At 68.8% G+C, this 25426-nt stretch carries 22 protein-coding genes; 15 read left to right on the forward strand and 7 right to left on the reverse strand.

Annotation, left to right across the window (positions count from 1 at the left end; translation table 11 throughout):
* Positions 1–21 precede the first annotated feature (21 nt).
* Positions 22–2178: a transglycosylase domain-containing protein gene (locus IG04_RS0110770; RefSeq protein WP_245816439.1), complete on the reverse strand. Its 2157-nt coding sequence runs from the start codon at positions 2176–2178 to the stop codon at positions 22–24.
* A gap of 284 nt (positions 2179–2462) precedes the next feature.
* Here IG04_RS0110770 and IG04_RS0110775 point away from each other — a divergent pair, with 284 nt between their 5' ends.
* Positions 2463–3203, forward strand: a complete 741-nt coding sequence (locus tag IG04_RS0110775; protein WP_051769566.1) for a lysozyme — start codon at positions 2463–2465, stop codon at positions 3201–3203.
* Between the two features lie 423 nt (positions 3204–3626).
* On the opposite strand, the gene IG04_RS46395 is transcribed toward IG04_RS0110775, so the two are convergent.
* On the reverse strand, positions 3627–3995 hold the full coding sequence (locus tag IG04_RS46395) for a hypothetical protein (protein ID WP_084401830.1): 369 nt from the start codon (positions 3993–3995) through the stop codon (positions 3627–3629).
* A gap of 164 nt (positions 3996–4159) precedes the next feature.
* On the opposite strand from IG04_RS46395, the gene IG04_RS0110785 reads away from it, so the two are divergent.
* From IG04_RS0110785 to IG04_RS0110800, 4 genes are read left to right on the forward strand one after another with little or no spacing between them, the layout of a single operon-like run.
* Complete coding sequence (locus IG04_RS0110785) at positions 4160–4780, forward strand: SPFH domain-containing protein (RefSeq protein ID WP_144065526.1); 621 nt, start codon at positions 4160–4162, stop codon at positions 4778–4780.
* Complete coding sequence (locus IG04_RS0110790) at positions 4777–5487, forward strand: hypothetical protein (protein ID WP_030476446.1); 711 nt, start codon at positions 4777–4779, stop codon at positions 5485–5487. The genes IG04_RS0110785 and IG04_RS0110790 overlap by 4 nt, the downstream gene beginning before the upstream one ends.
* Positions 5488–5503: 16 nt before the next feature.
* Complete coding sequence (locus tag IG04_RS42480) at positions 5504–6382, forward strand: DUF3152 domain-containing protein (protein WP_051769537.1); 879 nt, start codon at positions 5504–5506, stop codon at positions 6380–6382.
* Positions 6379–7554, forward strand: coding sequence for a glycosyltransferase (locus tag IG04_RS0110800; RefSeq protein ID WP_030476448.1), 1176 nt, complete (start codon positions 6379–6381; stop codon positions 7552–7554). Before IG04_RS42480 ends, IG04_RS0110800 begins: the two co-directional genes overlap by 4 nt.
* Positions 7555–7636: 82 nt before the next feature.
* Here the strand turns inward: IG04_RS0110800 and IG04_RS0110805 are convergent, their stop codons facing one another.
* On the reverse strand, positions 7637–8203 hold the full coding sequence (locus tag IG04_RS0110805; protein WP_030476449.1) for an RDD family protein: 567 nt from the start codon (positions 8201–8203) through the stop codon (positions 7637–7639).
* Positions 8204–8566: 363 nt separating this feature from the next.
* Here IG04_RS0110805 and IG04_RS0110810 point away from each other — a divergent pair, with 363 nt between their 5' ends.
* Positions 8567–9793: an acyltransferase family protein gene (locus IG04_RS0110810; RefSeq protein ID WP_084401833.1), complete on the forward strand. Its 1227-nt coding sequence runs from the start codon at positions 8567–8569 to the stop codon at positions 9791–9793.
* Between the two features lie 10 nt (positions 9794–9803).
* On the opposite strand, the gene IG04_RS0110815 is transcribed toward IG04_RS0110810, so the two are convergent.
* Entirely contained in the window at positions 9804–10295 is a 492-nt protein-coding gene (locus IG04_RS0110815) for an NAD(P)-binding protein (protein WP_084401835.1), read from the reverse strand.
* Between the two features lie 340 nt (positions 10296–10635).
* Between IG04_RS0110815 and IG04_RS46400 the strand changes: the two genes are divergently transcribed.
* Genes IG04_RS46400 through IG04_RS0110860 form a run of 9 tightly spaced genes read left to right on the forward strand, consistent with a single transcriptional unit; the run spans position 10636 to position 20652 of the window.
* Entirely contained in the window at positions 10636–10785 is a 150-nt protein-coding gene (locus IG04_RS46400; protein ID WP_157512900.1) for a hypothetical protein, read from the forward strand.
* A complete protein-coding gene (kdpF, locus tag IG04_RS0110825; RefSeq protein WP_030476452.1) occupies positions 10782–10883 on the forward strand; it encodes a K(+)-transporting ATPase subunit F in 102 nt (33 codons plus the stop codon). The genes IG04_RS46400 and kdpF overlap by 4 nt, the downstream gene beginning before the upstream one ends.
* Positions 10883–12505, forward strand: coding sequence for a potassium-transporting ATPase subunit KdpA (gene kdpA / locus IG04_RS0110830; protein ID WP_030476453.1), 1623 nt, complete (start codon positions 10883–10885; stop codon positions 12503–12505). Before kdpF ends, kdpA begins: the two co-directional genes overlap by 1 nt.
* Positions 12502–14559: a potassium-transporting ATPase subunit KdpB gene (gene kdpB / locus IG04_RS0110835; protein WP_030476454.1), complete on the forward strand. Its 2058-nt coding sequence runs from the start codon at positions 12502–12504 to the stop codon at positions 14557–14559. The genes kdpA and kdpB overlap by 4 nt, the downstream gene beginning before the upstream one ends.
* Positions 14560–14564: 5 nt before the next feature.
* Positions 14565–15092: a potassium-transporting ATPase subunit C gene (locus IG04_RS0110840; RefSeq protein ID WP_030476455.1), complete on the forward strand. Its 528-nt coding sequence runs from the start codon at positions 14565–14567 to the stop codon at positions 15090–15092.
* Complete coding sequence (locus IG04_RS0110845; protein WP_030476456.1) at positions 15070–17619, forward strand: sensor histidine kinase; 2550 nt, start codon at positions 15070–15072, stop codon at positions 17617–17619. The genes IG04_RS0110840 and IG04_RS0110845 overlap by 23 nt, the downstream gene beginning before the upstream one ends.
* Positions 17616–18293: a response regulator gene (locus IG04_RS0110850; protein WP_030476457.1), complete on the forward strand. Its 678-nt coding sequence runs from the start codon at positions 17616–17618 to the stop codon at positions 18291–18293. The genes IG04_RS0110845 and IG04_RS0110850 overlap by 4 nt, the downstream gene beginning before the upstream one ends.
* Before the next feature lie 53 nt (positions 18294–18346).
* Positions 18347–18724, forward strand: a complete 378-nt coding sequence (locus IG04_RS0110855; RefSeq protein WP_030476458.1) for an ArsR/SmtB family transcription factor — start codon at positions 18347–18349, stop codon at positions 18722–18724.
* A 2-nt stretch (positions 18725–18726) separates the two neighbouring features.
* On the forward strand, positions 18727–20652 hold the full coding sequence (locus IG04_RS0110860; protein WP_084401840.1) for a heavy metal translocating P-type ATPase: 1926 nt from the start codon (positions 18727–18729) through the stop codon (positions 20650–20652).
* Here the strand turns inward: IG04_RS0110860 and IG04_RS0110865 are convergent.
* Genes IG04_RS0110865 through IG04_RS0110875 form a run of 3 tightly spaced genes read right to left on the reverse strand, consistent with a single transcriptional unit; the run spans position 20636 to position 25425 of the window.
* Positions 20636–22999, reverse strand: coding sequence for a non-ribosomal peptide synthetase (locus tag IG04_RS0110865; RefSeq protein ID WP_030476460.1), 2364 nt, complete (start codon positions 22997–22999; stop codon positions 20636–20638). The two genes, IG04_RS0110860 and IG04_RS0110865, sit on opposite strands and share 17 nt — an antisense overlap.
* Positions 22996–23997, reverse strand: a complete 1002-nt coding sequence (locus tag IG04_RS0110870; protein ID WP_030476461.1) for an ABC transporter ATP-binding protein — start codon at positions 23995–23997, stop codon at positions 22996–22998. The genes IG04_RS0110865 and IG04_RS0110870 overlap by 4 nt, the downstream gene beginning before the upstream one ends.
* Positions 23998–24000: 3 nt before the next feature.
* Positions 24001–25425 (reverse strand): ABC transporter permease, encoded by a 1425-nt coding sequence (locus IG04_RS0110875; RefSeq protein ID WP_245816440.1) that lies wholly within the window; start codon positions 25423–25425, stop codon positions 24001–24003.
* Position 25426: the final 1 nt, after the last annotated feature.

The raw sequence follows: 25426 nt of genomic DNA on the forward strand, positions 1-25426 counted from the left end.
CGGCGACCACCCGGATGGTCGTCACCTCGCCTGGGCGGCGTCACCGCGCAGGTAGCGTTCCTCGACCTGCGGCAGGGGCTTCTCCGGCAGGTCGGCGTGCACCTTCGTCATCGTGTCGAACCAGGTCGTCGCCGGCACGGTGCCGCCGTAGATGTTGCCCTCGGGGCACAGCCGCGGCGGTCCCGAGCCGACGCAGATGCCCTTCGGCGACGTGCTGTCGTTGAACACCTGGACGGCGCCGGCGTAGTCGGGGGTGGCTCCCATGTACGCCGCGGACTTGTACTCCTCGGTCGTCCCGGTCTTGCCCATCATCGGACGCTTCCAGCCCGCCTTGCGCGCGGTGAACGCCGCGGTGCCCATGCCCTTGCTGTCCTCACTGAGACCGACGGCGAGCGCGTTGGCGAGAGGTTCGGGCACCGCCTGCTCGCACGGGGGCTTGATCAGCTCGATCTCCTTGCCGTTCCTGTCGACGACCCGCCGGATCGGGGTGGGTTCGCACCACACGCCGCCGCTCATGATCGTCGCGGCCACGTTCGCGAGTTCGAGGGTGCTCGACGGCGCGGGGCCCAGGGTGAAGGAGGCGTTGCCGTTGCCCGCGTAGAACTCCGCCTGGCTGACGCGCAGGTCCTTGGGGCCCTTCGGATCCGGCGGCACGCCGGCGATGTTCGTGGCCATCGTCCTGCGCATGCCGAGCCGCGACGCCATGTTCACCACGGCCTCCAGGCCCGTCTTCTCCTCCAGTATGACGAACGCCGTGTTGGGAGAGGTCGAAAGCGCCTGTCGCAGCGGCATCTGCGGTGGGTAGCGGTCGTTGTGGTTGGAGAGGCAGTACCAGTAGGTGTTCGGTTCACCCGTGGCAGGACAGGAAGCGGCTCCGCCCTTGAAGACCTTCGAGGTGTGGGAGTTGGGGGAGGGGATCACCGTTTCGATGCCGAATCCCTTCTCCAGGGCGGCGGCCGCGGTGAAGACCTTGTAGACAGAGCCCGTGCCGAACTTGTTCTCCACGCCGCTCGGCAGGTCGAACTGCGTCTCGAACTCCTCCTTGTTCAGGCCGTAGTCGCGGTTGGCCACCAGCGCCACGACCTCGTGCGCGTCCTTTCCCGGTCGCACGACGGCCATGGTGTTGGCCACACCAGGGGTGTTCTTCGGCGCCTGCGCCTCGACCGCCTGCTTCGCGTGCCCGGTGATCTTCGGGTCCAGTGTGGTCTCCACGCGGTAGCCGCCGATCTTCAGCTCCTCCAGGTTGAAGCCGGCCTCGGTGAGGTACCCCACCAGGAACGAGCAGAAGAACCCGTACGACGGGCCGGCGCCGACGCACCCGGTCTGCAGCGGGCGGACAGGCTTGCTGAGGCCGAGTGGACCGGCCTTGTGGCGTTCTGCCTCGTCCTTGGACAGCTTCTTCTCGGCCACCATCGCGTCGATCACGAGGTTCCTGCGCTCCAAAGCCGCGTCGGGCCGTGCTTCCGGATCCAGTGCGGTCGGGCTGTTCACCATGCCCGCGAGCGTCGCCGCCTGGGGGATGGTCAGCTTGTCCGGTGTGGTCTCGAAGTAGGCCTGTGCGGCGGCGGCGACACCGAAGATCGTCGAACCGAACGGCACGACGTCGAGGTACCGCGCGAGGATCTCGTCCTTGCTCAGCGCCGTTTCCAGGCCCACCGCGATGCGCGCCTCCCGCAGCTTGCGGGTGATGCTTTGTTCCTGGGCCTCGCGCTGTGCGTTTTTGTCCGTACGAGCCAGCACGTGCACGAGGTAGTTCTTCACGTACTGCTGGGTGATGGTGGACGCGCCCTGCTGCACCGATCCGCTGGCGTTGTTGCGGGCGGCGGCGCGGAGGCTGGCCAGCCAGTCGACACCGTTGTGGTCGTAGAAGCGTTGGTCCTCGATCGCGAGCAACGCGGTCTTCATGTTCGGCGAGATCCTGTCCGGCGGAGTGCGCACCCGGTACTGGTCGTACAGGTACGCGATCGCCGTCCCGTCCTTGTCCGTCACCGTAGTCATCAGCGGCGGGTCCGTGTTCAGCATCTGGGCCAAGGTGGACTTCACCTGGTCGCCGATGGTGTTGGACAACGCTCCCAGCGTCGCGGTGGCGGGGAAGAGAAGCCCGGCGACCAGCGCACCGGCGAGCAGGCAGAGTCCGGCGAGCTTGCCGACACAGAACGCGATCGACTTGCGTTTCACGGTCAAACTCCCCTCGCTGAATGCGGCTTTCGACGGTTACCCGGCGCACCGTTGAACACGCGCCCACATCGAATGAACCAGCCGCCGGGAATTCGTCACGCAGCGTGCCGAAAGGGGGTTTCGCTCACCCTCTCGTGCCAACAAACGCGTGTCCGGTTTTTCCGTTCCTGGCGCGGGTAGCTGGCCATCAGGAACATTCACGCACGGGGAGGAAACCAATGCCGTCGCAACAAAGTGCAGGCTCTCATGTTGTTCGCACCGCTGCGATCGCGTTGGTCGCGAGCATGCTGAGTCCCGTCAACGTCCATGCGTCCGAAGGCTCGGAAGACCACTCGGCCGGCTCGCAGATCGCCAAGCACGAAGGTACTGGCGAGATGCTCATGACACCGCCCGATCTCGGCGTGGGCCGGGTGGACGGCATCGACGTCAGCAGCCACCAGGGCAACGTCGACTGGGGACACTGGTGGCGTTCGGGCAAGCGCTTCGTCTACATCAAGGCGACCGAGGGCACCGCCTACCTCAACCCCAAGTTCACCCAGCAGTACAACGGTTCCGCGGCCGTGGGCATGATCAGGGGCTCCTATCACTTCGCGCTGCCGAACCGTTCCGACGGCGCGACGCAGGCCCGGTTCTTCGTGCGGAACGGCGGCGGCTGGTCGCGGGACGGGCGAACGCTGCCCGGAACGCTCGACATCGAGTACAACCCGTACGGCGGCGACACCTGCTACGGCCTGAGCCATGCCGCGATGGTGGGCTGGATTCGCAGCTTCAGCGACACCTACCACGCACTGACCAAGCGTTGGCCGGTGATCTACACATCCACGCAGTGGTGGGACAAGTGCACGGGACGCAGCGGCGACTTCAGTTCCACCAACCCGTTGTGGCTCGCCAGGTACTCGGCGTCGGTCGGTCCCATGCCCTTCAAATGGCCGGTCCACACCATCTGGCAGTACACCTCGTCGCCGATCGACCAGAACGTCTTCAACGGGGGTGCCGACCGGCTCGCCTCCCTGGCGTCGGGATGAGTCGTGCGCGCCCCGGTTCGCAGGTCCGAACTCCTCCTGCTGGTCTTCCTCGGCATGGTGTTCGCGGTGTCGTCGACCCTCGTCGTGGCCTCCGTGACGCACATGGAGAAGATCGGCCTGAGCATCGACGGTCTCGAGGACGGCGCGGTGCTGAGGGCGGCGGCTTTTCGCGACGTCCGCATCAGCACGGGTGATCCGGCCGTCCTGGGACGGGTCGAAGTTCTCGTGGACGACACCGTGATCGCGACGAGCCGTGACGGAGACCGGCTGACCCTGGAGAGCTTCACGCCGGCCGAGGGGAACCATGCGCTGACAGCTCGCGTCCGCAGCACCACGCCGTTGGTCATGGACGCCGTCGTGGATCACGAGTTCACCGTGGACAACACCGCGCCACCCGGTGACCGCGGAGCCGGCAGAACTGACCTACACGTCGTTCAGGTCACCGGCGACCGCCCGCGCGAGCTCCGCTGCGCGTTGCATGGCTTCGGCGCACAACGCCATGTGCCCCAACGACTCCACCTCGTCCGACAGGTCGTCCGCACCGGTCACGGGTGCCAGCCGCGTATCCGCGATCGCGCGCACGATCGTCGCCGTCGCCGTGGCCATCCGCCGCGTGAGAGCGGCCATCGCCAGCATGACGTTCTCGGCCTGACCGGGGCTGATCGGTGTGCGCTGCTCGCCGCCCGGAGATCGCCCGAGGCCGGCGTCCCAGGTGGAGGCTGCCACGCACAGCGCGTCGACGAACGGTTGCCAGGCCTCGTCCGTCTCGGCAGCGGGTTCATGTTCGTTCACGGGACACCTCCGATCAGGGTCCTCACCGGATACCCGCCGCGATGACGGTCCGTGAGGAATTCACTAGACAGGGTGTTTGCCAGGTCGTGATGTCTGGCGGGTCGGTCCATGGGTACCTGCCATGTACCACAACAACCACCCACGTTCAGGAAAGGGACACGGGCATGGCTATGGACGATCTCCTGAACGCGGGGCCCAAGATCTTCCGCACCCGATGGCTCGGTTACGACCGGATCCAGGTCGACGAGGAGTACGCCCGGCTGGAGGCGCAACTCGACCTGGCCTGCACCGACCGTGACGCCGCCCTCGCAACGGCCGAGGACCTCGCCCGTCATCTGGAGGAAGCACGGTCGGAGCTCGCGGAGTACCGGACGCTCCACGCCGGGCACACCAAGGACAACGCCGTCTCCGGGTGCATCCGCTACCTGCTGCACGTGGCCAGGCGCAAGGCGGACGAGATCGAGGACGAGGCTCGCGCCCGCACCGAAGACGCCGTGCACCGTGCCGAGGAATCCGCCGGACGCCATGCCGTCCTGCTGGACGAGGCCGAGCAGGAGAGCCAGCGCAGGCTGGCCGAGGCGAGCCGGCGCGCCCAGGAGATCGTCGGTGAGGCGTTGGAGCGGTCCCGCGCCATGCTCGCCGAGCTCGCGGAGCGGCAGCGGCTGCTGGACCAGTGGTACGCCGAGGTCACCACCGCGCCGAACATGCCGTCGCAGCGAAGCCCCGAGCCGGCATCGGCCGACACGACGCTTGCCACGGCCGACACGTCGAGCGTGACGCGATGACCGCGCTCGCGAACGAGTCCGTACGCATCACGGCGACCTGCGTGCTGGTGGACGTTCGCGACTCGGGTACCACCGGCGTTCGATGGGCTGCCGCGTGCGCCGAGGCACTGGGCGTCGGCCTGGTCGTGCATGCGGGCCCGAAGAACGACCCCGCGCACGCCGACATCGCGGCAGTGCTCGCCGAGCACCCCGGTCTCACCGTCCACGTCGAACACTCAGAGTGCACGCCCGGCCGCTGGGAAGGCGGGCTGGTGGTCATCTCCCGCGCTCGTGCCCACGCCGCGCCACCACTCGCGGGCCGCGACCTCCGTGATGTCGTCGTCGTGGGCGGCTCTCCCGCCGCGGTCGCCTGCCGCTTCGGCGTGGTCACGGCTGTCCTCGACGCGGTGGGTAGCGAGGGCGTCCTGCGGCGTGCGATGGCTTTCTGCCGTGCGCGAGGAGCCACTCGCCTGCGCGTGCTGATGCGTCCGTACATCAAGGCCGCCGACTCGCTGGACGCCGCCGCGGATCGCGTCCACGCCGCCTGCCCCGACGTCATCGTCGAACTGGTGCGCGCAGTCAGGTCGGTCCAGGAGGAGACGCGACTGTTCCCGAGCGACCTGCTCGTGGTGTCCGGCCGTGAGCGTGGTCCCGCGGAAGGCCTGCAGCCCGCCGCGAGGGCGGCGTTGCACCACGCGCTGTGCCCAGTGCTGTTCAGCTGCTCGTGATGGGGGGAGGGACCTCGTGACCGTCGGAAGAATCGTCATGTACGTCTTCGCCGCGATGCTGGCCGGGGTGACGATCGGCATGCTGAAGAGCCTGCAGCCGGACGCGCCCGCGCAGCACGGGGCGCAGCCGGAGATTCCGGCCGTGGGCAGCATCTCGGTGAGGCCGGCACCTTCGTCCTCCACGTCTTCGCCCCCGGAGCCGTCCTCGTCCACCGCGGCGACGTCGCCACTCGCACTGGCCGGCAAGGACGTGGTTCGCCCGGGACCTGAGCTTCCGCCGGGGGTTCCGGTGCGGCAGCAGGGCGAAGGATGGTGGCGCACCGTCCCCGGCACGACCGCGCAGGTCGGTACCGGAAGGGTGCGCACCTACTCCGTCGAGGTCGAACAGGGTGCCGTGGTGCCGCAGGCCCAGCTCCCGTTCGCCGCGGCCGTGGACCAGGCCCTCGCCGACCCGCGGGGCTGGACCGCGTCGGGCGACGTCGCCTTCCGCCGCGTCGACGTCGCCCAGCCGGACGTGCGAATCCGGCTCACCGCGACGGAAACCGCCCGAGCCATCTGCGGGTTCGACATTCCCTACGACACTTCCTGTTACGTCAACGGTGTGGTGTACGTGAGTGCGCCGCGCTGGTTCCGGGGCGCCCAGTCGTTCAAGGGCGACCTGGCGGGATACCGGAAGTACCTCGTCAACCACGAGATCGGGCACTTCCTCGGCCACGGGCACGAGCCCTGTCCCGCGGACGGCGCCCCCGCGCCCGTGATGATGCAGCAGACCTTCTCGGTGTCGAACGACAGGCTCGCCGAGATCACCGCCACCGCACCTCAGGGGGCGGCGGTGGCCAAGGATGGGAAGACCTGCGTGGCGAACCCGTGGCCCAACCCGGGGGTGGCCAGGTGAAGATCGCGATGGTCTTGATGCGGGCGAACCCGCTGACCGCACTGCGCGACCAGGACGTGACCGGGCAGAGCCTGCACGTCGCCAAGCTCTCCGAAGCGTTGCGCCTGCAGGGACACGACCTGACGATCTACACCCGCCGGACCGAGGCGCGTCTGCCGGACCGGATGCGGGTCGCGGACGGGCTCGAGGTGGTGCAGGTGCCCGCCGGACCGGCTCGGCAGCTCGACGTCACCCCGCACGTCGGCGAGTTCGCGCGGTCACTTCAGGATCTCTGGAGCAGCGATGTTCCAGATCTGATCCACGCACACCACTGGACCTCCGGCTTGGCGGCGGTGCTCGGCGCACGCCACAGTGGAATCCCCGTTGTGCAGAGCTACCACACGCTCCAGGGAGGCGACTCCACCGCGCACGAGCGGCTGGTCGGCCGGGCGGCGACGTGCGTGATCGCCACGTCGGGCCACGAAACGAACGAGCTCGCCAGGCTGGGGGTGCGCCGATCCAAGATCTCGGCCGTTCCATGGGGAGTGGACCTGCAAACGTTCACACCGAACGGCCCGAGCGCACCACGCAACGGGATGCCGCGCATCCTCACGGTGGGAGGTCTCGCACCGCACGACGGAGTCGACGACCTGATCGGCGCCCTCACCACGGTGAGCTGGACCGAGCTCGTGATCGCCGGTGGTCCGAGCAGCTCTCGACCGGACGCGAACCTGGTGCGGCTGCGGGAGTTGGCGGACCGGTGCGGCGTAGCGCACCGCGTCACGTTCCTCGGACGTGTGCCGCACGCGGACGTACCCCCTCTCATCCGTTCCGCGGACGTTGTGGCATGCCCGCAGCGGCACGAACCGTTCGGAATCGTGCCGATTGAGGCCATGGCATGCGGGGTGCCGGTGGTGGCGACGGCGGTGGGCGGCCTGGCCGAGACCGTGGTGCACGGCGTGACCGGCCTGCACGTTCCACCTCGGGAGCCCGCCGCGCTGGGGCGGGCGCTGCGATCACTGCTGGCGAACGACGTCCGGCGCCAGGAGATGAGCTGTGCCGCGGAGGACCGTGCGCGCGTCCGGTACGACTGGCAACGTATCGCGCTCGAAATGGACCTGGCCTACCAGCGCGTGGGTGGACCGGCCGCCGGCCGCACGGCCGGCAGGGAAGTGATCGCCTCGGTGCGGTGACGCCGTTGCCTCCGGCGGCGGTGCCGGACGGAGGCAGAACCACCCTCCACGACCGCGCCTGACGAGCTCGCGGCCGCCGGTCTCATCGGCGCTGGTCGACCGGGCTGGGCGCGTCGAGGCGCAGGAAACCGGCAGCGTGCAGCCGCCGGGTGGCGCCGTCGTCGATGCTGATCCTGCTGAGCGAGCCGGCGACCGTCCCGCCGACTGTGAAAGCGATGAGCAGCAACGGGAACAGCACGGTGCGCACGAGCATGGCCCAGCAGGCTCCGGCACCGATCCGGCGGCCGTTCTTGACTCGGACGAGGCGGGTCCCGGTGAGCATCGCGCCGAGCGCGCGGCCGTTACCGAAGACCAGGCCGCAGAGGACCGGCGTGCCGGCCAGCAGACCGAGCATGGTCAGCGCCGCCACGCTGTCGGAGACCCCACTGTCACGGGTGGCGAGCACGAACGCGACGAAACCGGCGAACGCGCAGAACAGGTAGACGACGAAGTCCACCAACCACGACAGCAGTCGCGCCCACCCGCCTGCCGTGACGTAGAAGGTCCCGTCCTCGAACATGTCGAGTCGCTTCGCGACCTGCGCACCGAAAGCGTGTTCGACGTGCTGCCTGACGACGTCCAACCGGCTCGGCCGCGCGGCGACGGTCATGGTGCTCTCCCACGTGTCTTCTCTTCGCTGGTCAGCCGTTGCCACCACGGTAGGGCGTGCACCCCTCGTTCTCGCTCGGCCAGCGAATGACGTTGCGGGTCCCTGGGCCGTACGCACCGTCCTCGTGGATCCCGGTGCCCGGGTCATAGCCCAGCCAGCAGTAGAACGGGCTTCCGTATGCACCCGAACGTAGCCCAAACGTCCTCGGCCCGATGTGGGTCGATCAACCGGTTGACGGCACCGGGGAGCCTGTGCCCGGCCGCACCCTGCTGATCACTCCGTTGCTGATTGATCGAACCGGTGCTGGGCCGTTCGCTGTGGGCGCTACGCTGCTAGGCCTATGACACCGGTCAGGCAAGAACCGTGGACGGGGTGCTGAGGCGGGCGGACAGCTCGCTCACCGAGGGGAAGCGCTATGCGAAGATCGAGACGGGTTTCGCCTGGCTGCGCCTGATAGGCGCGGTGCTGGTCGTTGTCGAGCACAGCTTCCCGCTGATCGACCCCAGCCGCATCGGCATGTTCCCGAAGAGCTGGAACCTCTCACCGGGCTACTTCGCGCTGATGGCGTTCTTCGCCATGAGCGGCTACCAGATCGCGGACAGCTGGCACCGCGACGCGTCCTGGTGGCGTTACCTGCTCAAGCGCACTCTGCGCATCTGGCCACCGCTGCTCGTGGTCGTGATGATCACCGCCTTCGTGATCGGCCCTCTCGTCACCGTGATCGGTCAGGCCGACTACTGGCGCGACCACCAGACGTGGGGCTACGTCATCAACAACGCGGGCCTGTACACGTTGCAGCACAAGCTCCCCGGCGTATTCGCCGAGAACCCGTATCCCTTCTCCGTCAACGGTTCCATCTGGACCCTGCCGATGGAGACCACCGGCTACCTGATCGTCCTCGCCGCCGGCCTCCTCGGCGTGCTCGGCCGGTTCCGCCTCGCCCTCTTCCCCCTGCTCGCCGCGTTCCTCGTCCTGGACGGCTTCGGCCAGGCCCACGTCGGCGACAACGGCGACCTCGGCGGCTTCCTCAGCGTCCCGCTGGCCCCGCTGGTCGCCTACATGGTCCCGTTCGTGCTCGGCATGGTGTTCTTCGTCTACCGCGACAGCCTCCCGTTGAAGCCTTGGGTGGCCTGCGCTCTTCTGGCCGTCTACCTCATCGCGAACTTCGCTCCGCTCCTGGAGCCGGCCGCGAGGTTCGTGCTGCCCCTGGCCGCCGGTTACGGCGCGGTCACCTTGGCGCACCACTGGCCGCGGCGGTTCGCCGGGTACGACGAGTGGGTTTACGGCAGCTATGGGCTCTACATCTGGGGCATGCCGCTGCAGCAGCTCGTCGTGCTGGCCGGGGTACGCGACCCGTGGCTGCTGATGGCGCTGGGGGTGCCGTTGTCCTATGTCGCCGGGGTCCTGTCGTGGCAGCTGGTGGAGAAGCCGACGCAGTCGCTGCGGCGCTACCTGAGGCCGCCTGCGAAGCCGCGCCCCGTTTCCGGGCATCGGATGATGCGGCCGGTGGCTGTCGAACGCATGCCGGAGCGGCAGATGCGGCAGCGCCGGCGGTTCAGCGGTGACCTGCGGGACACCGAAATCCGATAAGCGGCCGAGTTCACCTGTGCCGTGCGTGACCAGCAAGGCTTTCAACCAGCTCTCCTTTGAACGGCCGTAGGGTTTCTTCCCACCAGCGCAACGCCTCGTCCGTGTCGCGGAAGATGTCCAGCGCGTCGCCGAGCATCTCGGCTGCGACGAGGGCGAGCGACGAATCGAAGTCAGGGTCGGGTTCGGTGACGAGGTCGAACCACTCGTCGTCGCCGTTCGAGAAGGTCACCGTGGCACCGCAGTCGTCGGGGCGGAGAGTGCCTACTTCGTCGATGCGGTAGGTCACCGCGTTGCCGAGGCTGCGCCGCAGCACGGCCGCGACATCCGGGTTGAGCCGCAGCCCAAGGCGTCGTGCGGCGTCGAGGCCGGCAGCGGTGCGGGTGAAGGCGCATTGTGCGGGTTCGCCCACCAGTACGACGTCCCAGTCGCTGCGACGCAGGCGGTAAGCGGTTGCCAGACCAGCGAGGCCTGTGCCGATGACGAGTGCTCTCCTGGTGAGCATGACCGGTCTCTTTTCCCACGGCGGATACGTCACGCCGACCAGGCTTCCCGGCACACCAGTCCACGAAGGGTAGGCCCTTCCGGTGCGGCGCGAAAGACCCAGCGGGTCACGACCGGCCGGAGCGCGACCAGACGAGCCAGGTCGCCCATGGCGGTGAGCACGCCAGACAGAATGCGCCCGAATCAGGTGAAAATCGCGGTCTGAATGACATCTCGACGTCTCGCGGATCACATTCAGTTACCCGCGAATGCCGCGTTGGAGTGAGACGCAGTTCTCACGGCATCAAGAATGCGTAAAGGAAGCCGCCAAGGGTGTCAAATTGCCGTCAGACACTCCTGACGTGCGGGTTTTCGCCATGCACGCTTCTCGCGTCAAGACCACCTCGTTGTCGGGAAGGGAGCGCGTCATGGCCGATTTGGCCTACGCGTTGCTGCTGATCGGAAGTTTCCTCGTGCTGGGTCTCACCGTGCGTGGACTGGAGAAGTTGTGAGCGGCATCGGTCTGCTCGCGAACGCCGTCGGCGGCGTGCTCGCGTTGCTGTTGATCGTCTACCTGTTCATCGCTCTCGTCAGGCCGGAGAAGTTCTGATGTCACCCACTGTGGCCGGCCTGCTCCAGGTCGGCATCCTCGTCGTGGCAGTGGCTGCGGCCTATCGGCCGCTCGGCGACTACATGGCGCGTGTGTACAGCGCCACCAGGCACTCCAAGCTGGAGCTGGCGATCTACCGGCTCGGCCGGATCAACCCGGACAGCGAGCAGAAGTGGAGCACCTACGCCTACGGCGTGCTCGGTTTCTCGTTCGTCGGCGTCGTGCTTCTCTATGTGCTGCAACGCATCCAGGGCTGGTTGCCGTTCAACTTCGACCGCGGCAACGTGCCGTCCGGCATGGCGTTCAACACGGCGGTCAGCTTCGTGACGAACACGAACTGGCAGTCGTACGTGCCGGAGACGGTCATGGGTCACTCGGTCCAGATGGCCGGCTTGACCGTGCAGAACTTCGTGTCCGCCGCGGTCGGCATGGCCGTCGCGATGGCGCTGGTGCGCGGGTTCGTGCGGCACCGGACCGACCGGCTCGGCAACTTCTGGGTCGACCTGGTGCGCGGCATCGTCCGGATCCTGCTGCCGATCGCGTTCGTGTTCGCGATCGTGCTGATCGCGCTCGGTGTCACGATGTCGCTCAAGTCCGGTGTGGACGTTGACGGCCAGGTCGTCGCCAACGCGCCCGTTGCCGCGCAGGAAGCCATCAAGGAACTCGGCACCAACGGTGGCGGCGTTCTCAACGCGAACTCCGCGCACCCGTTCGAGAACCCGAACTCGTGGACGAACCTCATCGAGATCTTCCTGATCCTGGTGATCCCGGTCGCGCTGACCCGGACGTTCGGTCAGCTGGTGGGCAACAGGAAGCAGGGCTACGTCCTGCTCGGCGTGATGGGCCTGATCTGGTCCGCGATGCTCACCGTCATCTGGGTCGCGGAAGCCACCGGCCTGCGTCCGTTGGAGGGTAAGGAACTCCGCTTCGGCATTCCCGCGAGCGCCTTGTTCGCGAACTCGACCACGAGCACGTCGACCGGCGCGGTGAACTCGATGCACGACAGTTTCACCGGGCTCGGCGGTGGCGGCGCGATGCTGAACATGCTGTTCGGCGAGATGACGCCGGGCGGTGTCGGCACCGGTCTGTACAGCATCCTGGTGATGGCGATCATCGCGATGTTCCTGGCCGGTCTGATGGTCGGCCGCACGCCGGAGTACCTGGGCAAGAAGCTGGGCCGCAAGGAAGTCACGGCTGCGGCGGTGTCGATTCTGGCGATGCCGACGGTGTTGCTGATCGGTGCCGGTATCGCGGCGATCCTGCCGAGCACGCAGGGCGCACTCAACAACCCTGGGGAGCACGGTCTTTCGGAGATCCTCTACGCCTACGCGTCAGCGTCGAACAACAACGGGTCCGCGTTCGCCGGCATCACGGTGACCAACGACTGGTTCCAGGCCTCTCTGGGCGTCTGCATGGCTTTCGGCCGGTTCATCCCGATCATCGCCGTGCTGGCGCTGGCCGGTTCTCTTGCGGCGCAGAGGAAGGTGCCGGTCACGGCGGGCACGTTGCCGACGACCGGGCCGCTGTTCGCCACCCTGCTCGGCGGCAGCATCGTGCTGGTCGCCGCGCTCACGTTCGTTCCCGCCCTTGCCCTTGGTCCCATCGCGGAGGCTCTGCTGTGACCAGCACACTTCAGCGGACTCCCGAGGAGATCCGTGACCGGCACGCGGAGAACCTGGGTCGCCAGGTCGGCGCGGGCATCTTCAACCCCAGGCAACTGCTGACGTCGTTCCCGGACGCGCTGCGCAAGTTCGACCCGCGCTACCAGCTGCGCAACCCGGTCATGTTCGTGGTCTGGGCCGGTTCGCTTCTGGTCACCGTGTTCGCCGTCAGCGACCCGAGCGTGTTCACCGTCGCGGTGGCGGTGTGGTTGTGGTTCACCGTGCTGTTCGCGAACCTCGCCGAGGCCGTCGCGGAAGGGCGCGGCAAGGCGCAGGCCGACTCGTTGCGCAGGACCAAGAAGGACGCGGTAGCGCGCAGGCTGACCGAGGACGGTTCCGAAGAGTGCGTGCCCGGCACCGATCTCCGGATCGGCGACCTGGTCGTCGTCGAGGCGGGCGAGGTCATCCCCGGCGACGGTGACGTCGTCGAGGGCATTGCCACCGTGGACGAGTCGGCCATCACCGGTGAGTCCGCGCCGGTGATCCGCGAGTCCGGCGGTGACAGGTCTGCGGTGACCGGTGGCACGACCGTGCTGTCGGACCGGATCGTCGTGCAGATCACGACGAAACCTGGGGAGACGTTCGTCGACCGCATGATCGCTCTCGTCGAGGGTGCGGAACGGCAGAAGACCCCGAATGAGATCGCGCTGACGATCCTGCTGTCCACACTGACGATCATCTTCCTGCTCGCGGTCGTGGCGCTGCAGCCGTTCGCGATCTACTCCGGCGGCGAGCAGTCGGTGGTCGTGCTGACGGCGTTGCTGGTCTGCCTGATCCCGACGACCATCGGCGCGCTGCTGTCCGCCATCGGCATCGCGGGCATGGACCGGCTGGTGCAGCGCAACGTCCTCGCCACCTCCGGCAAGGCCGTCGAGGCCGCCGGTGACATCGACACGTTGCTGCTGGACAAGACCGGCACCATCACATGGGGCAACCGCCGCGCGACCGAGTTCATCGCGGCCAACGGCAGCGACGAACGCCGGCTCGTCGAGGCTGTCCGGCTGTCGAGCCTGGCGGACGGCACACCTGAAGGTCGCAGCATCGTCGAGCTCTGCGCGGAGAAGTACGGGCTGCCGGCCGTGCCGACCGAGCACGAGAAGACCGGTGAGTTCGTGCCGTTCACCGCGCAGACGCGGATGAGTGGCATCGACCTGGGTGGTCGCAGCATCCGCAAGGGCGCTGCCAGCGGGTTTCAGACTTCGGACGAGGTCCGCGCGATCGTCGACAGGATCAGCGAGGACGGCGGCACGCCGCTCGTCGTCGCCGAGAACGACGAGGTGCTCGGCGTCATCCGGCTGTCCGACGTCGTGAAGCCCGGCATGAAGGAACGGTTCGCCGAACTGCGGGCGATGGGCATCCGGACGGTCATGGTCACGGGTGACAACCCGTTGACGGCCAAGGCGATCGCTGCCGAGGCCGGTGTGGACGACTTCCTCGCGGAGGCCAAGCCCGAGGACAAGATGGCCCTGATCCGCAAGGAACAGGAGGGTGGCCGGCTGGTCGCGATGACCGGTGACGGCACGAACGACGCTCCGGCGCTCGCGCAGGCCGACGTCGGCGTTGCGATGAACACCGGTACGTCGGCCGCGAAGGAGGCCGGCAACATGGTCGACCTCGACTCGGACCCGACCAAGCTCATCGAGATCGTGGAGATCGGCAAGCAGTTGCTGATCACGCGCGGTGCGCTGACGACGTTCTCGGTGGCGAACGACCTGGCGAAGTACTTCGCGATCCTGCCCGCCATGTTCGCGGCGATCTATCCGGCGCTGGACAGGCTCAACATCATGCACCTGGCCACGCCCCAGTCCGCGATCCTGTCGGCGGTGATCTTCAACGCGCTGGTCATCGTGGCGCTGATCCCGTTGGCGCTCAAGGGTGTGCGGTACCGGCCGTCCAGCGCGTCGGCGCTGCTGCGGCGCAACCTGCTGATCTACGGCCTGGGTGGCGTCGTGACGCCGTTCGCCGGGATCTGGCTGATCGACCTGCTCGTCCGTTTGATTCCTGGAATCGGGTGACCTCGGTGGAGAACTTCTTCAAGCAGGCGTGGGCAGGGTTGCGAATCCTGCTCGTTCTGACGGTGGTCTGCGGGGTGCTCTACCCGATGGCGGTGTGGGGCGTGTCCCGGATTCCCGGTCTGCACGGCAACGCCGAAGCCACGGACACCACGTCGGTCGCGGTCGTCCGCGAGGGTGACCAGTACTTCGTGCCGCGGCCTTCCGCCGCGACGCTGCCCGCGTCCGGTGGCTCGAACAAGGGAGAGCTGAACGAGGACTACGACAAGGTGATCGCCGAGCGGCGCACGGAGATCGCGCAGCGCGAAGGCGTTGCCGAGGACCAGGTGCCGCAGGACGCCGTCACGGCGTCAGCGTCCGGTCTCGACCCGCACATCAGCCCGGAGTACGCGACGATCCAGGTACCACGGGTGGCTCGGGCCAGCGGCCTGTCCGAGGAGAAGGTGCGTGAACTCGTGTCGGTCAGCACCGGCGGCACCTTCACCACCACGGTCAACGTGACGGCGCTCAACCGTGCCATCGACGCAGCGAGCTGAGAAGCGCCGCGGCGAGCTGAGGATCTACCTCGGTGCCGCTCCCGGTGTCGGCAAGACCTTCGCCATGCTCGGCGAAGCTCACCGGCGCCGGGAGCGCGGCACCGACGTGGTCGTCGGCCTCGTCGAGACGCACGGGCGGCAGAAAACCCAGCACCTGCTCGACGGCCTGGAGATTCTGCCCCGCAGGGAGATCCACCACCGCGGCGTCGACTTCAGCGAGATGGACGTCGACGCGTTGCTGGCTCGCACGCCCGAGGTCGCGGTCGTCGACGAACTCGCGCACACCAACGTGCCCGGCTCGCGCAACGACAAGCGCTGGCAGGACGTCGAGGAACTGCTCGACGCGGGCATCGACGTCCTGTCCACCGTCAACGTCCAGCACCTGGAGTCGCTCAACGACGTGGTCGAGCGGATCACCGGTGTCCAGCAACGGGAAACCGTGCCGGACGAGGTCGTCCGCCGCGCCGAACAGGTCGAGCTCGTCGACATCACGCCGGAGGCGCTCAGACGGCGCCTGGCACACGGCAACGTCTACGCCGCCCACAAGATCGACGCCGCGCTCGGCAACTACTTCCGCGTCGGCAACCTGACCGCACTGCGCGAACTGGCGTTGCTGTGGGTGGCCGACCAGGTCGACGTCGCGTTGCAGCGGTATCGCCACGACCGGCAGATCACCGACACCTGGGAGACCCGCGAACGCGTGGTCGCGGCGATCACCGGCGGGCCGGAGAGCGAGACGCTCATCCGCCGCGCCCGCCGGATCGCACTGCGCGCGGGCGCGGAACTCCTTGTGGTGCATGTGATGCGCGGCGACGGGCTCACCGGTGCGTCACCCGAGATCGTGGCGAAGTGCCGCAAGATCGCCGAGGATCTCGGCGCCACGTTCCACTCGGTGGTCGGCGACGACGTGCCGACCGCACTGCTGGAGTTCGCCCGCGGCGTCAACGCCACCCAGCTCGTGCTGGGGACGTCACGACGATCCCGGCTCGCGCGGGCGGTCGACGAGGGCATCGGCGCCGCCGTGATCCACGACTCCGGTCCGATCGACGTGCACATGGTCACGCACGATGCGGCACGCCGTGGCCTGCGCTGGAAGATCGGCCGCAACGCGCTGAGCCGCGGCCGGCAACTCGCGGGCTGGCTGGGGTCCGTCGTGCTGCCAGGCCTGACCACCGTGCTGGGCCTGTTCTGGCGCGACGGCATCGACTACTCCACCGACCTGGTCGGCTTCCTGCTCGCCACCTGCGTGGTGGCCCTGGTCGGGGGACTGGGGCCGGCGCTCGTCAGCGCGTTCCTCGGAGCGGGCCTGCTCAACTTCTTCTTCACCGAGCCGTACCACAGCCTCGCCGTGAACTCGCCCGAGAACGTGATCACGTTGGTGGCCATGGTGATCGTGGCGACGATCGTGGCCCTGGTCGTGGACCGCGCCGCACGGCTGGGCGAGCAGGGCGCGCGGGCTCGGACGGAGGCCGCGCTGCTCGCCTCCTACTCCCGTACGGTGCTGACCAATCCGTACCCGTTGTCGCGGTTGCTGGAGAAGATCCGCGAGAACTTCGGCCTCGACTCGGTCGCCCTGCTGGAACGTCACAACGGCGGGTGGGAACGCGTTGCGTGCGTGGGTCCGCGGCCGTGCGACGAGCCGGACGACGCCGACGCCGACATCGCGGTCACCTCCGACATCCACCTCGCGTTGCGGGGAAGGACGGTGCCGGCGAGCGACCAGCGGGTGCTGGAGGCCGCGGCGGGCCAGGCGTTGATGGCACTGCGCCAGCAACGCATGGCGGCGGAGACGGCGGACGCGCAACGCAAGGTGGAGACGACCGAGTTGCGTACCGCTCTGCTGTCCGCGGTCGGGCACGACCTGCGCACGCCGCTGACGTCCATCAAGGCCGCGATCGGCAGCCTCCGCGACCGTGAGCTTCGACTGTCCGAAGAGGACACGGGTGAGCTCATGGCCACCGTGGAGGAGTCGGCGGATCGGCTCAACGCTCTGGTGGACAACCTGCTCGACTCCTCCCGGCTCGCCACCGGATCGGTGGCTCCGCTGCTGCGCCCGGTCGGCTACTACGAGGTGGTCGCGAGGGCGTTGTCCGGCATCGACGAACGCAACACGATCTCGGTGAGCGTCGACGAACACCTGCCACCGGTGCGAGCGGACCTGGGACTGCTGGAGCGGGTGGTGGCCAACGTCATCGACAACGCGCTGCGGCACGGCCGGATGTCCCCGCGCCGGCCGGTCGACGCCGACGAGCCGGAGATCGCGGTGCGGGCCAGCACCCACGGTGACCATGTCGAGCTGCGGGTCGTGGACCACGGCCCCGGCCTGCACAAGAAGGTCGTGGACCGGATCTTCACGCCGTTCCAGCGACTCGGCGACCGCGACGCGACACCCGGAGTCGGGCTGGGTCTGAGCGTGGCCAAGGGATTCACCGACGCCATGGACGGTCAGATCAGCGCGGAGGACACACCGGGCGGCGGACTCACGATCGTGATCGCGCTGCCTGTGCACAAGGAGATGGCGGAATGACGTCAGTGCTTGTAGTCGATGACGAGCCGCAGATCGTGAAGGCGCTGCGGATCAACCTCAGTGCTCGTGGGTATCACGTCCTGACGGCGTATGACGGGAAGACCGCGCTCAGCGTCGCGGTGGAAGGCAAACCGGACGTCGTGGTGCTGGACCTCGGACTGCCGGACATCGACGGCGTGGATGTCATCGCAGGACTGCGGGGCTGGTCGACGATACCGATCATCGTGCTGTCCGCACGCACCGACTCGGCGGCCAAGGTCGAGGCGCTGGACGCCGGCGCGGACGACTACGTCACCAAACCGTTCGGAATGGACGAACTGCTGGCGCGCCTGCGAGCCGCCGTCCGCAGGAAGACCGCGTTGGTGGCGGACGAGCCGATCGTGCGGACGTCGACCTTCACCGTCGACCTCACGGTCAAGAAGGTGCACCGCGACGACCGCGAGGTGCACCTGACGCCGACCGAGTGGGGACTGCTGGAGATCCTCGCCCGCAACCCGGACCGCCTGGTGTCTCAGAAGCAACTGCTGTCCGAGGTGTGGGGACCTATGTCGGTCGGTGAGTCGCAGTACCTGCGGGTGTACATGGCGCAGTTGCGGCGCAAGCTGGAGGCCGATCCCGCACATCCCAAGCACCTGATCACGGAGCCCGGCATGGGCTACCGGTTCCAGCTTTGAGCCTTCCGCGACCGTGCATGTTCCAACGTATCAACGTACGTTAGGATATGCATGTGACTGACGAGCGCCGGGACACCTGTGACCTGTTGTGCCTGGACCTGCCGCACGCCGAGGAGATCCGGACGGGTCTGCCGGAGCTGTCCGCGGTGGAGTCCGCCGCGGCGGCGGCGCGGGCATTGGGCGATCCGACCCGGTTGCGGATCGCGGCGGCGTTGCTGACCGGCGGGGAGTTGTGCGTGTGCGACGCCTCGTGGGTTGCCGGCGCGGCGCAGAACCTGACCTCGCACCACCTGCGGCAGCTCAAGATCGGCGGGCTGGTGTCGTCGCGGCGTGACGGCCGGTTGGTCATGTACGCGCTGACCGGTCGTGGGCGGGCGTTGGTCGCCGCAGTCCTGGACGAGTCCGCGGTCGCGGGCGCACTGGAGGCGTAGCTGTGGCTGACGAGTGCTGCGGGCCGCAGGAACCGCGCCCGACCACCACACAAACCGATCAGGGGCCGAGTAGCTGGTGGCGGGTTCGCGAGCTGCAGCTGGCGGCGGTCGCGGCCGTCCTGCTCGCGGTGGGCTGGTGGATCGGTTCCACGGGCGCCGAACTGGTGGGCACCGGGCTGATGCTGGCCTCGGCGGTGGTGGGCGCGGCCTCGTTCGTACCGGGCGCGGTACGCGGCCTGCTGCGGCGCCGGGTCGGCGTGGCCACCCTGATGACCATCGCGGCCATCGGCGCGGTCGCGTTGGGGCAGATCACCGAGGCCGCCATGCTCGGCGTGCTGTTCTCCATTGCCGAAGGCCTGGAGCACTACGCCATCGCCCGCACCCGTCGCGGCCTGCGCGCATTGCTCGGTTTGGTGCCGCCCACCGCGTCGGTGCTGCGCGACGGGACCGAACTGCAGATCGCGCCCGACGAGCTTGTGGTCGGCGACCGGATGGTGCTGCGACCCGGCGAACGCGCCGCGACCGACGGGATCATCCGCACCGGCCACACCAACCTGGACCTGTCCGCGATCACCGGTGAGTCGGTTCCGGTCGAGGCCGGGCCTGGCGACACGGTGCACGCCGGCGCGATCAACGGTGGTGGCGCGATCGAGGTCGAGGTCACCGCACGAGCGTCGGACTCCTCGCTGGCCCGCATCGTGCACATCGTCGAAGAGGCCCAGGACCGCAAGGGCGTCGGCCAGCGCCTCGCCGACCGCATCGCCCGTCCGCTGGTCCCGGCGATCATGATCCTGGCCGTGCTCATCGCCGGGCTCGGGGCGCTGCTGGGCGACCCGATGGTGTGGCTCGAACGCGCGCTGGTCGTGCTGGTGGCCGCGTCCCCGTGTGCGCTGGCGATCTCCATCCCGCTCACCGTCGTCGCCGCGGTCGGAGCGGCGAGCAGGCAGGGCGCGCTGGTCAAGGGTGGTGCCGCGCTGGAAGAACTCGGTCGCATCGGCATCGTCGCACTGGACAAGACCGGCACGCTGACCCGCAACGCTCCGCGCGTCGTGGAGGTGCTGCCGGCCGGAGATGCCACGCGTGATCAGGTGCTGACCGCCGCCGCCGCGCTCGAAGCACGCAGCGAGCACCCATTGGCCCGCGCGATCCTGGAGGCTGCGGAGAACGCACCGGTCGCCGACGACGTGACTGCCGTGCCGGGCCACGGGCTGACCGGAAGTCTGGACGGCGCCCAGGTGCGGCTGGGCAAGCCGGGTTGGGTCGATCCCGGCTCCCTGCGTGGCGAGGTCGACCGTTTGCAACGGGCGGGCGCCACCGTCGTGCTCGTCGAACGGGACGGAACGCTGCTCGGAGCCGTCGCGGTCCGCGACGAACTGCGTGACGAGGCACCTGAGGTGATCAGCAGGCTGCGTGGCCTGAACATCGACACCGCGATGCTCACCGGCGACAACACCGCCACCGCAACGGCTTTGGCCGGCCAGGCGGGTATCACGACCGTCCACGCCGAACTCCTGCCCGAGGACAAGGCCGCGCTGGTCGGCAAGCTGCGCAACGGACGCAAGATCGCCATGGTCGGCGACGGCGTCAACGACGCCCCGGCGCTGGCCACCGCCGACGTCGGCATCGCCATGGGCGCCATGGGAACCGACGTGGCGATCGAGACCGCCGACGTGGCGCTGATGGGGGAGGACCTGCGCCACCTGCCCCAGGTCCTGGCACACGCCCGGCACGCCCGCCGGGTGATGTTGCAGAACGTCGGCCTGTCGCTGGCGATCATCGGCGTGCTGATCCCGTTGGCAGCTTTCGGTTTCATGGGCCTGGCGACCGTCGTGTTCGTGCATGAGACGGCTGAGATCCTGGTCATCCTCAACGCCATTCGCGCGGCCAAGAGCACCCCGCTGCTACAGCGCGTCAGCGAGCCATTTTGACCGCTCGGTCGATTCCCAGCCACACCACGCACCCCACCACGATGCACGCGGCCCACACGATCGGCGACGGCACCTGTGGTTGCAGGTGCGGGAACACGGCGTAGTGCGTGAGGTAGATGGCGAGTGACGCGCTGGCCAGCAGGCTTACCGGGGTGAGCAGTCCGCGTGGCACCGGCACGCGGGCCAGCGACAGCAGCAGGATCACGCCGGCGATCACGATGATCTCGCGCGAGAGGTCCTCCATCCGGCCGGGAACCATCGTGACCATCACCACCACGACGAGGCACTTCTGCCACAGTGCGGGGGAGCGCTGGGCGAGCCAGCCGAGGGCGACGAACCAGGCCGCGCCGAGCGTGGTCATGTTGCGAGCGAAGAAGTCGCCGTCGACGGTGAACCTCAGCGCGAGCGTCAGGCCGAGCAACGCCAGTGCGAACGCGTAGCGGTGCCGTTGTTCCCAGCGGCGGATCGCCGGTACGGCGAAGACCAGGGCGCACAGGACAAGGACGTGCACGACGACCTCGACGAACCAGTAGCCGGCCGCGCCGACGCGGGTGAAGTTGTTGACGAGCAACACGTTGTCGATCGTGACGTCATCGGTGGCCGCGACGCGGTAGACGAGCCAGAGCGAGGTGGGGACCGCGATGAACGCCGCCGCCCGCAGGATCCGCAGCGGATCGGCGGGCAGCAGGAAGCGGGCGAGGTTCCAGCCCGCGACCACGAGCAGCAGGTGCGCGCCGCCGAGCAGCTTGAAGAAACCGACGTGCGAGCCCACGATGAGCAGGATCGCCAACGCCCGCAGCACGATCGTGGTGTCGATCAGCGGGACGCGGCGGTGCCTGGCGCGGAGTTCTTCCAGTGACGACACCGGCATCGTCGGCCAGCAGGACGGCAGGTCACCGAGCAACCGTTGCAGCTGAACGGTCATCTGGACGTAGCGCAGCGAGTCGCCGCCCAGCGAGTTGAAGGTCGCGTCGGACGGCACCGACCGCATACCGAGAACCGAGCCGAACACCTCGCGCACGGAGTTCGAGTCGCGCCCGGAAGGTGCCGCGACGGCCCGGTAGTCGACTTTGCCGTTGGACAGCAACGGAATGGACGTCGCGGCGTAGGCGCGAACGGCGGTCGCGGGCAGGCCGGTCTGGGCGCGAATCAGCCTCGCCGCGCGGTCCGCGTCGCCGAGCACCGCGACGACCAGGCCGCTGTCGTCACCCGTGCAGGCCGCGCGGAGGCCGTCGGCGGCGAGTGAGCGTTCGACCTGGTCCAGATCGACGCGCAGCCCGAACGGCTTCACGAACCGGTTCTTGCGGCCGGTCACCGAGAACAGGCCGTGGGATTCGACTCCCAGATCACCGGTCCGCAGCTCGAAGGTCGTGCGCCCCAGTGCCAGGTCTTCGGGCGCGTGGGCGTAGCCGAGCATGACGTTGGGGCCGCTGTAGACGAGTTCGCCGTCGTCGATGCGCAGCTTTCCGCCGGGGATCGCGACACCGATCGCGGACGGGTGTGAGGCGGCGAGTTCAGGCGGAAGGTAGGCCATGCGCGCGGTGGCCTCCGTCTGGCCGTACATCACGAAGAACCGCCAGCCGCGCGCGGCGCCGAGTTCGGCGTACCGGACCACGTCCTCGGGGGCCAGCCGGCCGCCGGCCTGCGTCACGTAGCGCAGGCTCGGAAGGTCCATGGACTCGAAGCCGATGCCGTCCAGCAGCCTGAACGTGTGCGGCACTCCGTGCAGGCTCGTCACTCCCTGGGAACGCACGAGATCCCAGAACTCCGGCTCGATCACCGATCGTCCGGTGAGCACCAGCCCGGCGCCGCGCGCGAGGTTGCTGTTCACGACCGACAGGCCGTAGCAGTAGTGCAGCGGCAAGGACGTGACGGCGCGGTCCGTCTCCCGGATGTCGAGGTACGAGCCGATCGAGGCGGCGTTCGCGGCGAGGTTGTCCGCGCTCAGCCGCACCAGTTTCGGTGACCCGGTCGTGCCGGACGTCGACAGCAGCAGCGCGAGCTCGGCGTGCAGCGCGTGCACGGTGCCCACATGCCGTTCCGTCCACGAGCCCGAGATCACCACATCCGGGTCGTAGGCGGAGGTCAGAGCGGGAATCTGCGCGGTGGACGCGAGCACGACCGGGTGCCTGCCGCGCAACGCGGCCAGGTATGCCACGACCGAGTCGATGTCGTTCTCCGCGGCGAGCAGCACCAACCGCCGCGTCGTGCCGAGCCGCTCCGCCGCCGAGGTCACCCGCTGGTCCAGCTCGTGATAGGTCAGCGAGCCGCCGGGTGTCACCAGGGCGAGCCGGTCGCCGTGCTCCGCGAGACGATCAGCGAACCCGAGGTCCGCCGTGGCCGTCACGGCGTGCCCTCGAAGAACAGGGCGGCCCCGTCGACCGACACGGAGACCACGTCTCCGGCCCGCACCGAGATTCGGCCCTGCACGCGTGACCGAACCCGGGTGCCGTCGGCGAGCCGCAGCAGAACCGTAGCGTCGTGCCCGTGGAACAGCACGTCGTCCACAATGGACGGAACACCGGTGCTGCCGAGGATCAGCTGCTCGGGCCGCAACAACACCGTGCCGGGACCGTCACCGGACGTCGGCAGGGTCCCGAGCGGTGTCTCCACCAGGCCGGAGCGGGCGACGCCGGCGAACGTCACCGCCTCGCCCACGAACAACGCCACCCCGAGATCGGCGGGCGAGGTGTAGATCGTCTGCGGTCTGGCGAACTGTGCCACGACGCCGTCTCGCAGCACCACCACGTGGTCCGCGATACCCAGTGCTTCTTCCTGGTCGTGCGTCACGAGCAACGCCGTCGCGCCGGCCGCCTTCAACGTCGCGCGCACGTCAGCCCTCAGCTCCTCGCGCAGACCGGCGTCCAACGCCGAGAACGGCTCGTCGAGCAGCACGACCTCGGGACGCGGTGCCAAAGCGCGGGCCAGCGCCACCCGCTGCGCCTGCCCGCCGGAGAGCTGTGCGGGCATCCGCGAGCCGAACCCGCCCAGGCCCACCAGGTCGAGCAGCTCTTCGACCCGGTCACCGCGTTCAGCCCGGCCGATCCCGAACCCGACGTTTCCCGCCACGCTCAGGTGCGGGAACAACGCGCCCTCCTGCGGCACGATCCCGATCCCGCGCCGCTCCGGCGGCACGTCGGAGGTCAGCTGCCGCTCGCCCAGCCACACCTCGCCCGAGGCGATCGGGTGGAAGCCGGCGAGGACCCGCAGCAGCGTCGTCTTGCCGCACCCGGAAGGCCCGAGCACGGCGAGCAACCCGCCTTCCGGCACCTCGAAGTCGACCTCGCGCAGCACGGGTTCTCCGCCGTAGCCCGCGACCAGTCGCTTCACCGTCAAGCCGCTCATCGCTCACCTCACCGAATCGTCTTGGCGCAGAAACCGGTCCAGCACCACCGCGGGAATCGCCGCCACCACCAGCAGCACCGCCGCATAGGGCGCTGCCGCGGCATAAGCGGCGACTTCGGTGCGGGTCCACAGCTCGGTCGCCAGGGTGTCGACGCCGGTCGGCCGCAGTAGCAACGTCGCCGGCAACTCCTTGGCACACGTCAGGAACACCAGCGCGGTGCCGGCCAGGATGCCCGGCGCGGACAGCGGCACGGTGACCCGCAACGTTGTCCGCCAACGCCCGTGGCCGAGCGACCGCGAGACGTCCTCCAGCACCGGCGGTGCGTGCGCCACGCCGGTGCGCACGGCTCCCACGGCCAAGGGCAGGAACAGCACCGCGTACGCGAACGCCAGCATGGGGATGGTCTGGTACAGCGCCGGAGCGAACCTGATGCCGAAGAACACCAGCGCCAGCCCGACGGTGATGCCGGGCAGCGCGTGCCCCGCGAAGCTGGCGAGCTCGACACCTCTGGCGAGCCGGCCCTGGTGCCGCGCCGCCAGGACTCCCACGGGCAGCGCCAGCAGCAGCGTCAGCACCGCGCCGAACGCCGACACCGCGACGGTGTTCCCGGTGGTCACCAGCAGGTCGGACACCTCGAACGTCGAGGTGCCCGCCACCAGCCACCACACCAGGCTGACGACCGGCACCCCGAGCGTCAGCACGAGCAACGCCACCGTCCCGGCCAGCGCGGGCACCCGAGCCCGCCCCAGCGGCACGGTCAGCGGCTGCCGACGCCCACGCAGCGCGACCACCCCGCGCGCCCGGCGTTCACCAATGGTCAACGCGACCGCCAGCACCACCAGGACCAGCCCGAGGATCGCGGCCGGTGTGCGGTCGAACGTCGCCCGGTAGCTCGTGTAGATGCCGAGCGTGAACGCCTCGTACCGCATCAGCGAGACCGCACCGAAGTCGCTCAGCACGTACAACGCCACCAGCAACCCGCCGGCGAGCGCGGCGGGCCGGATCTGCCTCAGCGTCACGGAGAGGAACACCTGGCGACCGGTCCTGCCGAGTGACCTCGCGACCTCCTCCACCGCCGGATCGGCCGTGCGCAACGCGGCCGCGACCGGCAGCAGCACGTACGGGTACGACACCAGCGTCAGCACCACGAACGCGCCCGTGAACCCGGTGAGCTGTGGCGCCACGGAGATCCAGGTGAACCCGGCGACGTACGACGGCACCGCGAGCGGCAGCACGAGCAGCACTCCGAAAGCCCGCCGCCCGAGCAGATCCGAGCGTGTCACGAGCCACGCGCTGAGCACGCCCAGCACGATGCACGCGGCCGTCACCGCTACCGCGAGCGAAAGACTGCGCAGTGCCAGTTCCGCGGTCCGGGTCCGGGCCAGCACGTCCCACACGACACCTCCGCCGCGTTCGAACGAACGCACG

It is taken from the genome of Lentzea albidocapillata (assembly GCF_000719115.1).
GTDB classification, from domain to species: Bacteria; Actinomycetota; Actinomycetes; order Mycobacteriales; family Pseudonocardiaceae; genus Lentzea; species Lentzea albidocapillata.

Coding starts and splice junctions, on each gene's coding strand:
- IG04_RS0110850 (WP_030476457.1), top strand. CDS start 17,616: ATGACGTCAGTGCTTGTAGTCGATGACGAGCCGCAGATCGTGAAGGCG.
- IG04_RS0110870 (WP_030476461.1), bottom strand. CDS start 23,997: ATGAGCGGCTTGACGGTGAAGCGACTGGTCGCGGGCTACGGCGGAGAA.
- IG04_RS0110775 (WP_051769566.1), top strand. CDS start 2,463: ATGCTGAGTCCCGTCAACGTCCATGCGTCCGAAGGCTCGGAAGACCAC.
- IG04_RS0110785 (WP_144065526.1), top strand. CDS start 4,160: ATGGCTATGGACGATCTCCTGAACGCGGGGCCCAAGATCTTCCGCACC.
- kdpA (WP_030476453.1), top strand. CDS start 10,883: ATGTCACCCACTGTGGCCGGCCTGCTCCAGGTCGGCATCCTCGTCGTG.
- IG04_RS0110805 (WP_030476449.1), bottom strand. CDS start 8,203: ATGACCGTCGCCGCGCGGCCGAGCCGGTTGGACGTCGTCAGGCAGCAC.
- IG04_RS0110815 (WP_084401835.1), bottom strand. CDS start 10,295: ATGCTCACCAGGAGAGCACTCGTCATCGGCACAGGCCTCGCTGGTCTG.
- IG04_RS0110790 (WP_030476446.1), top strand. CDS start 4,777: ATGACCGCGCTCGCGAACGAGTCCGTACGCATCACGGCGACCTGCGTG.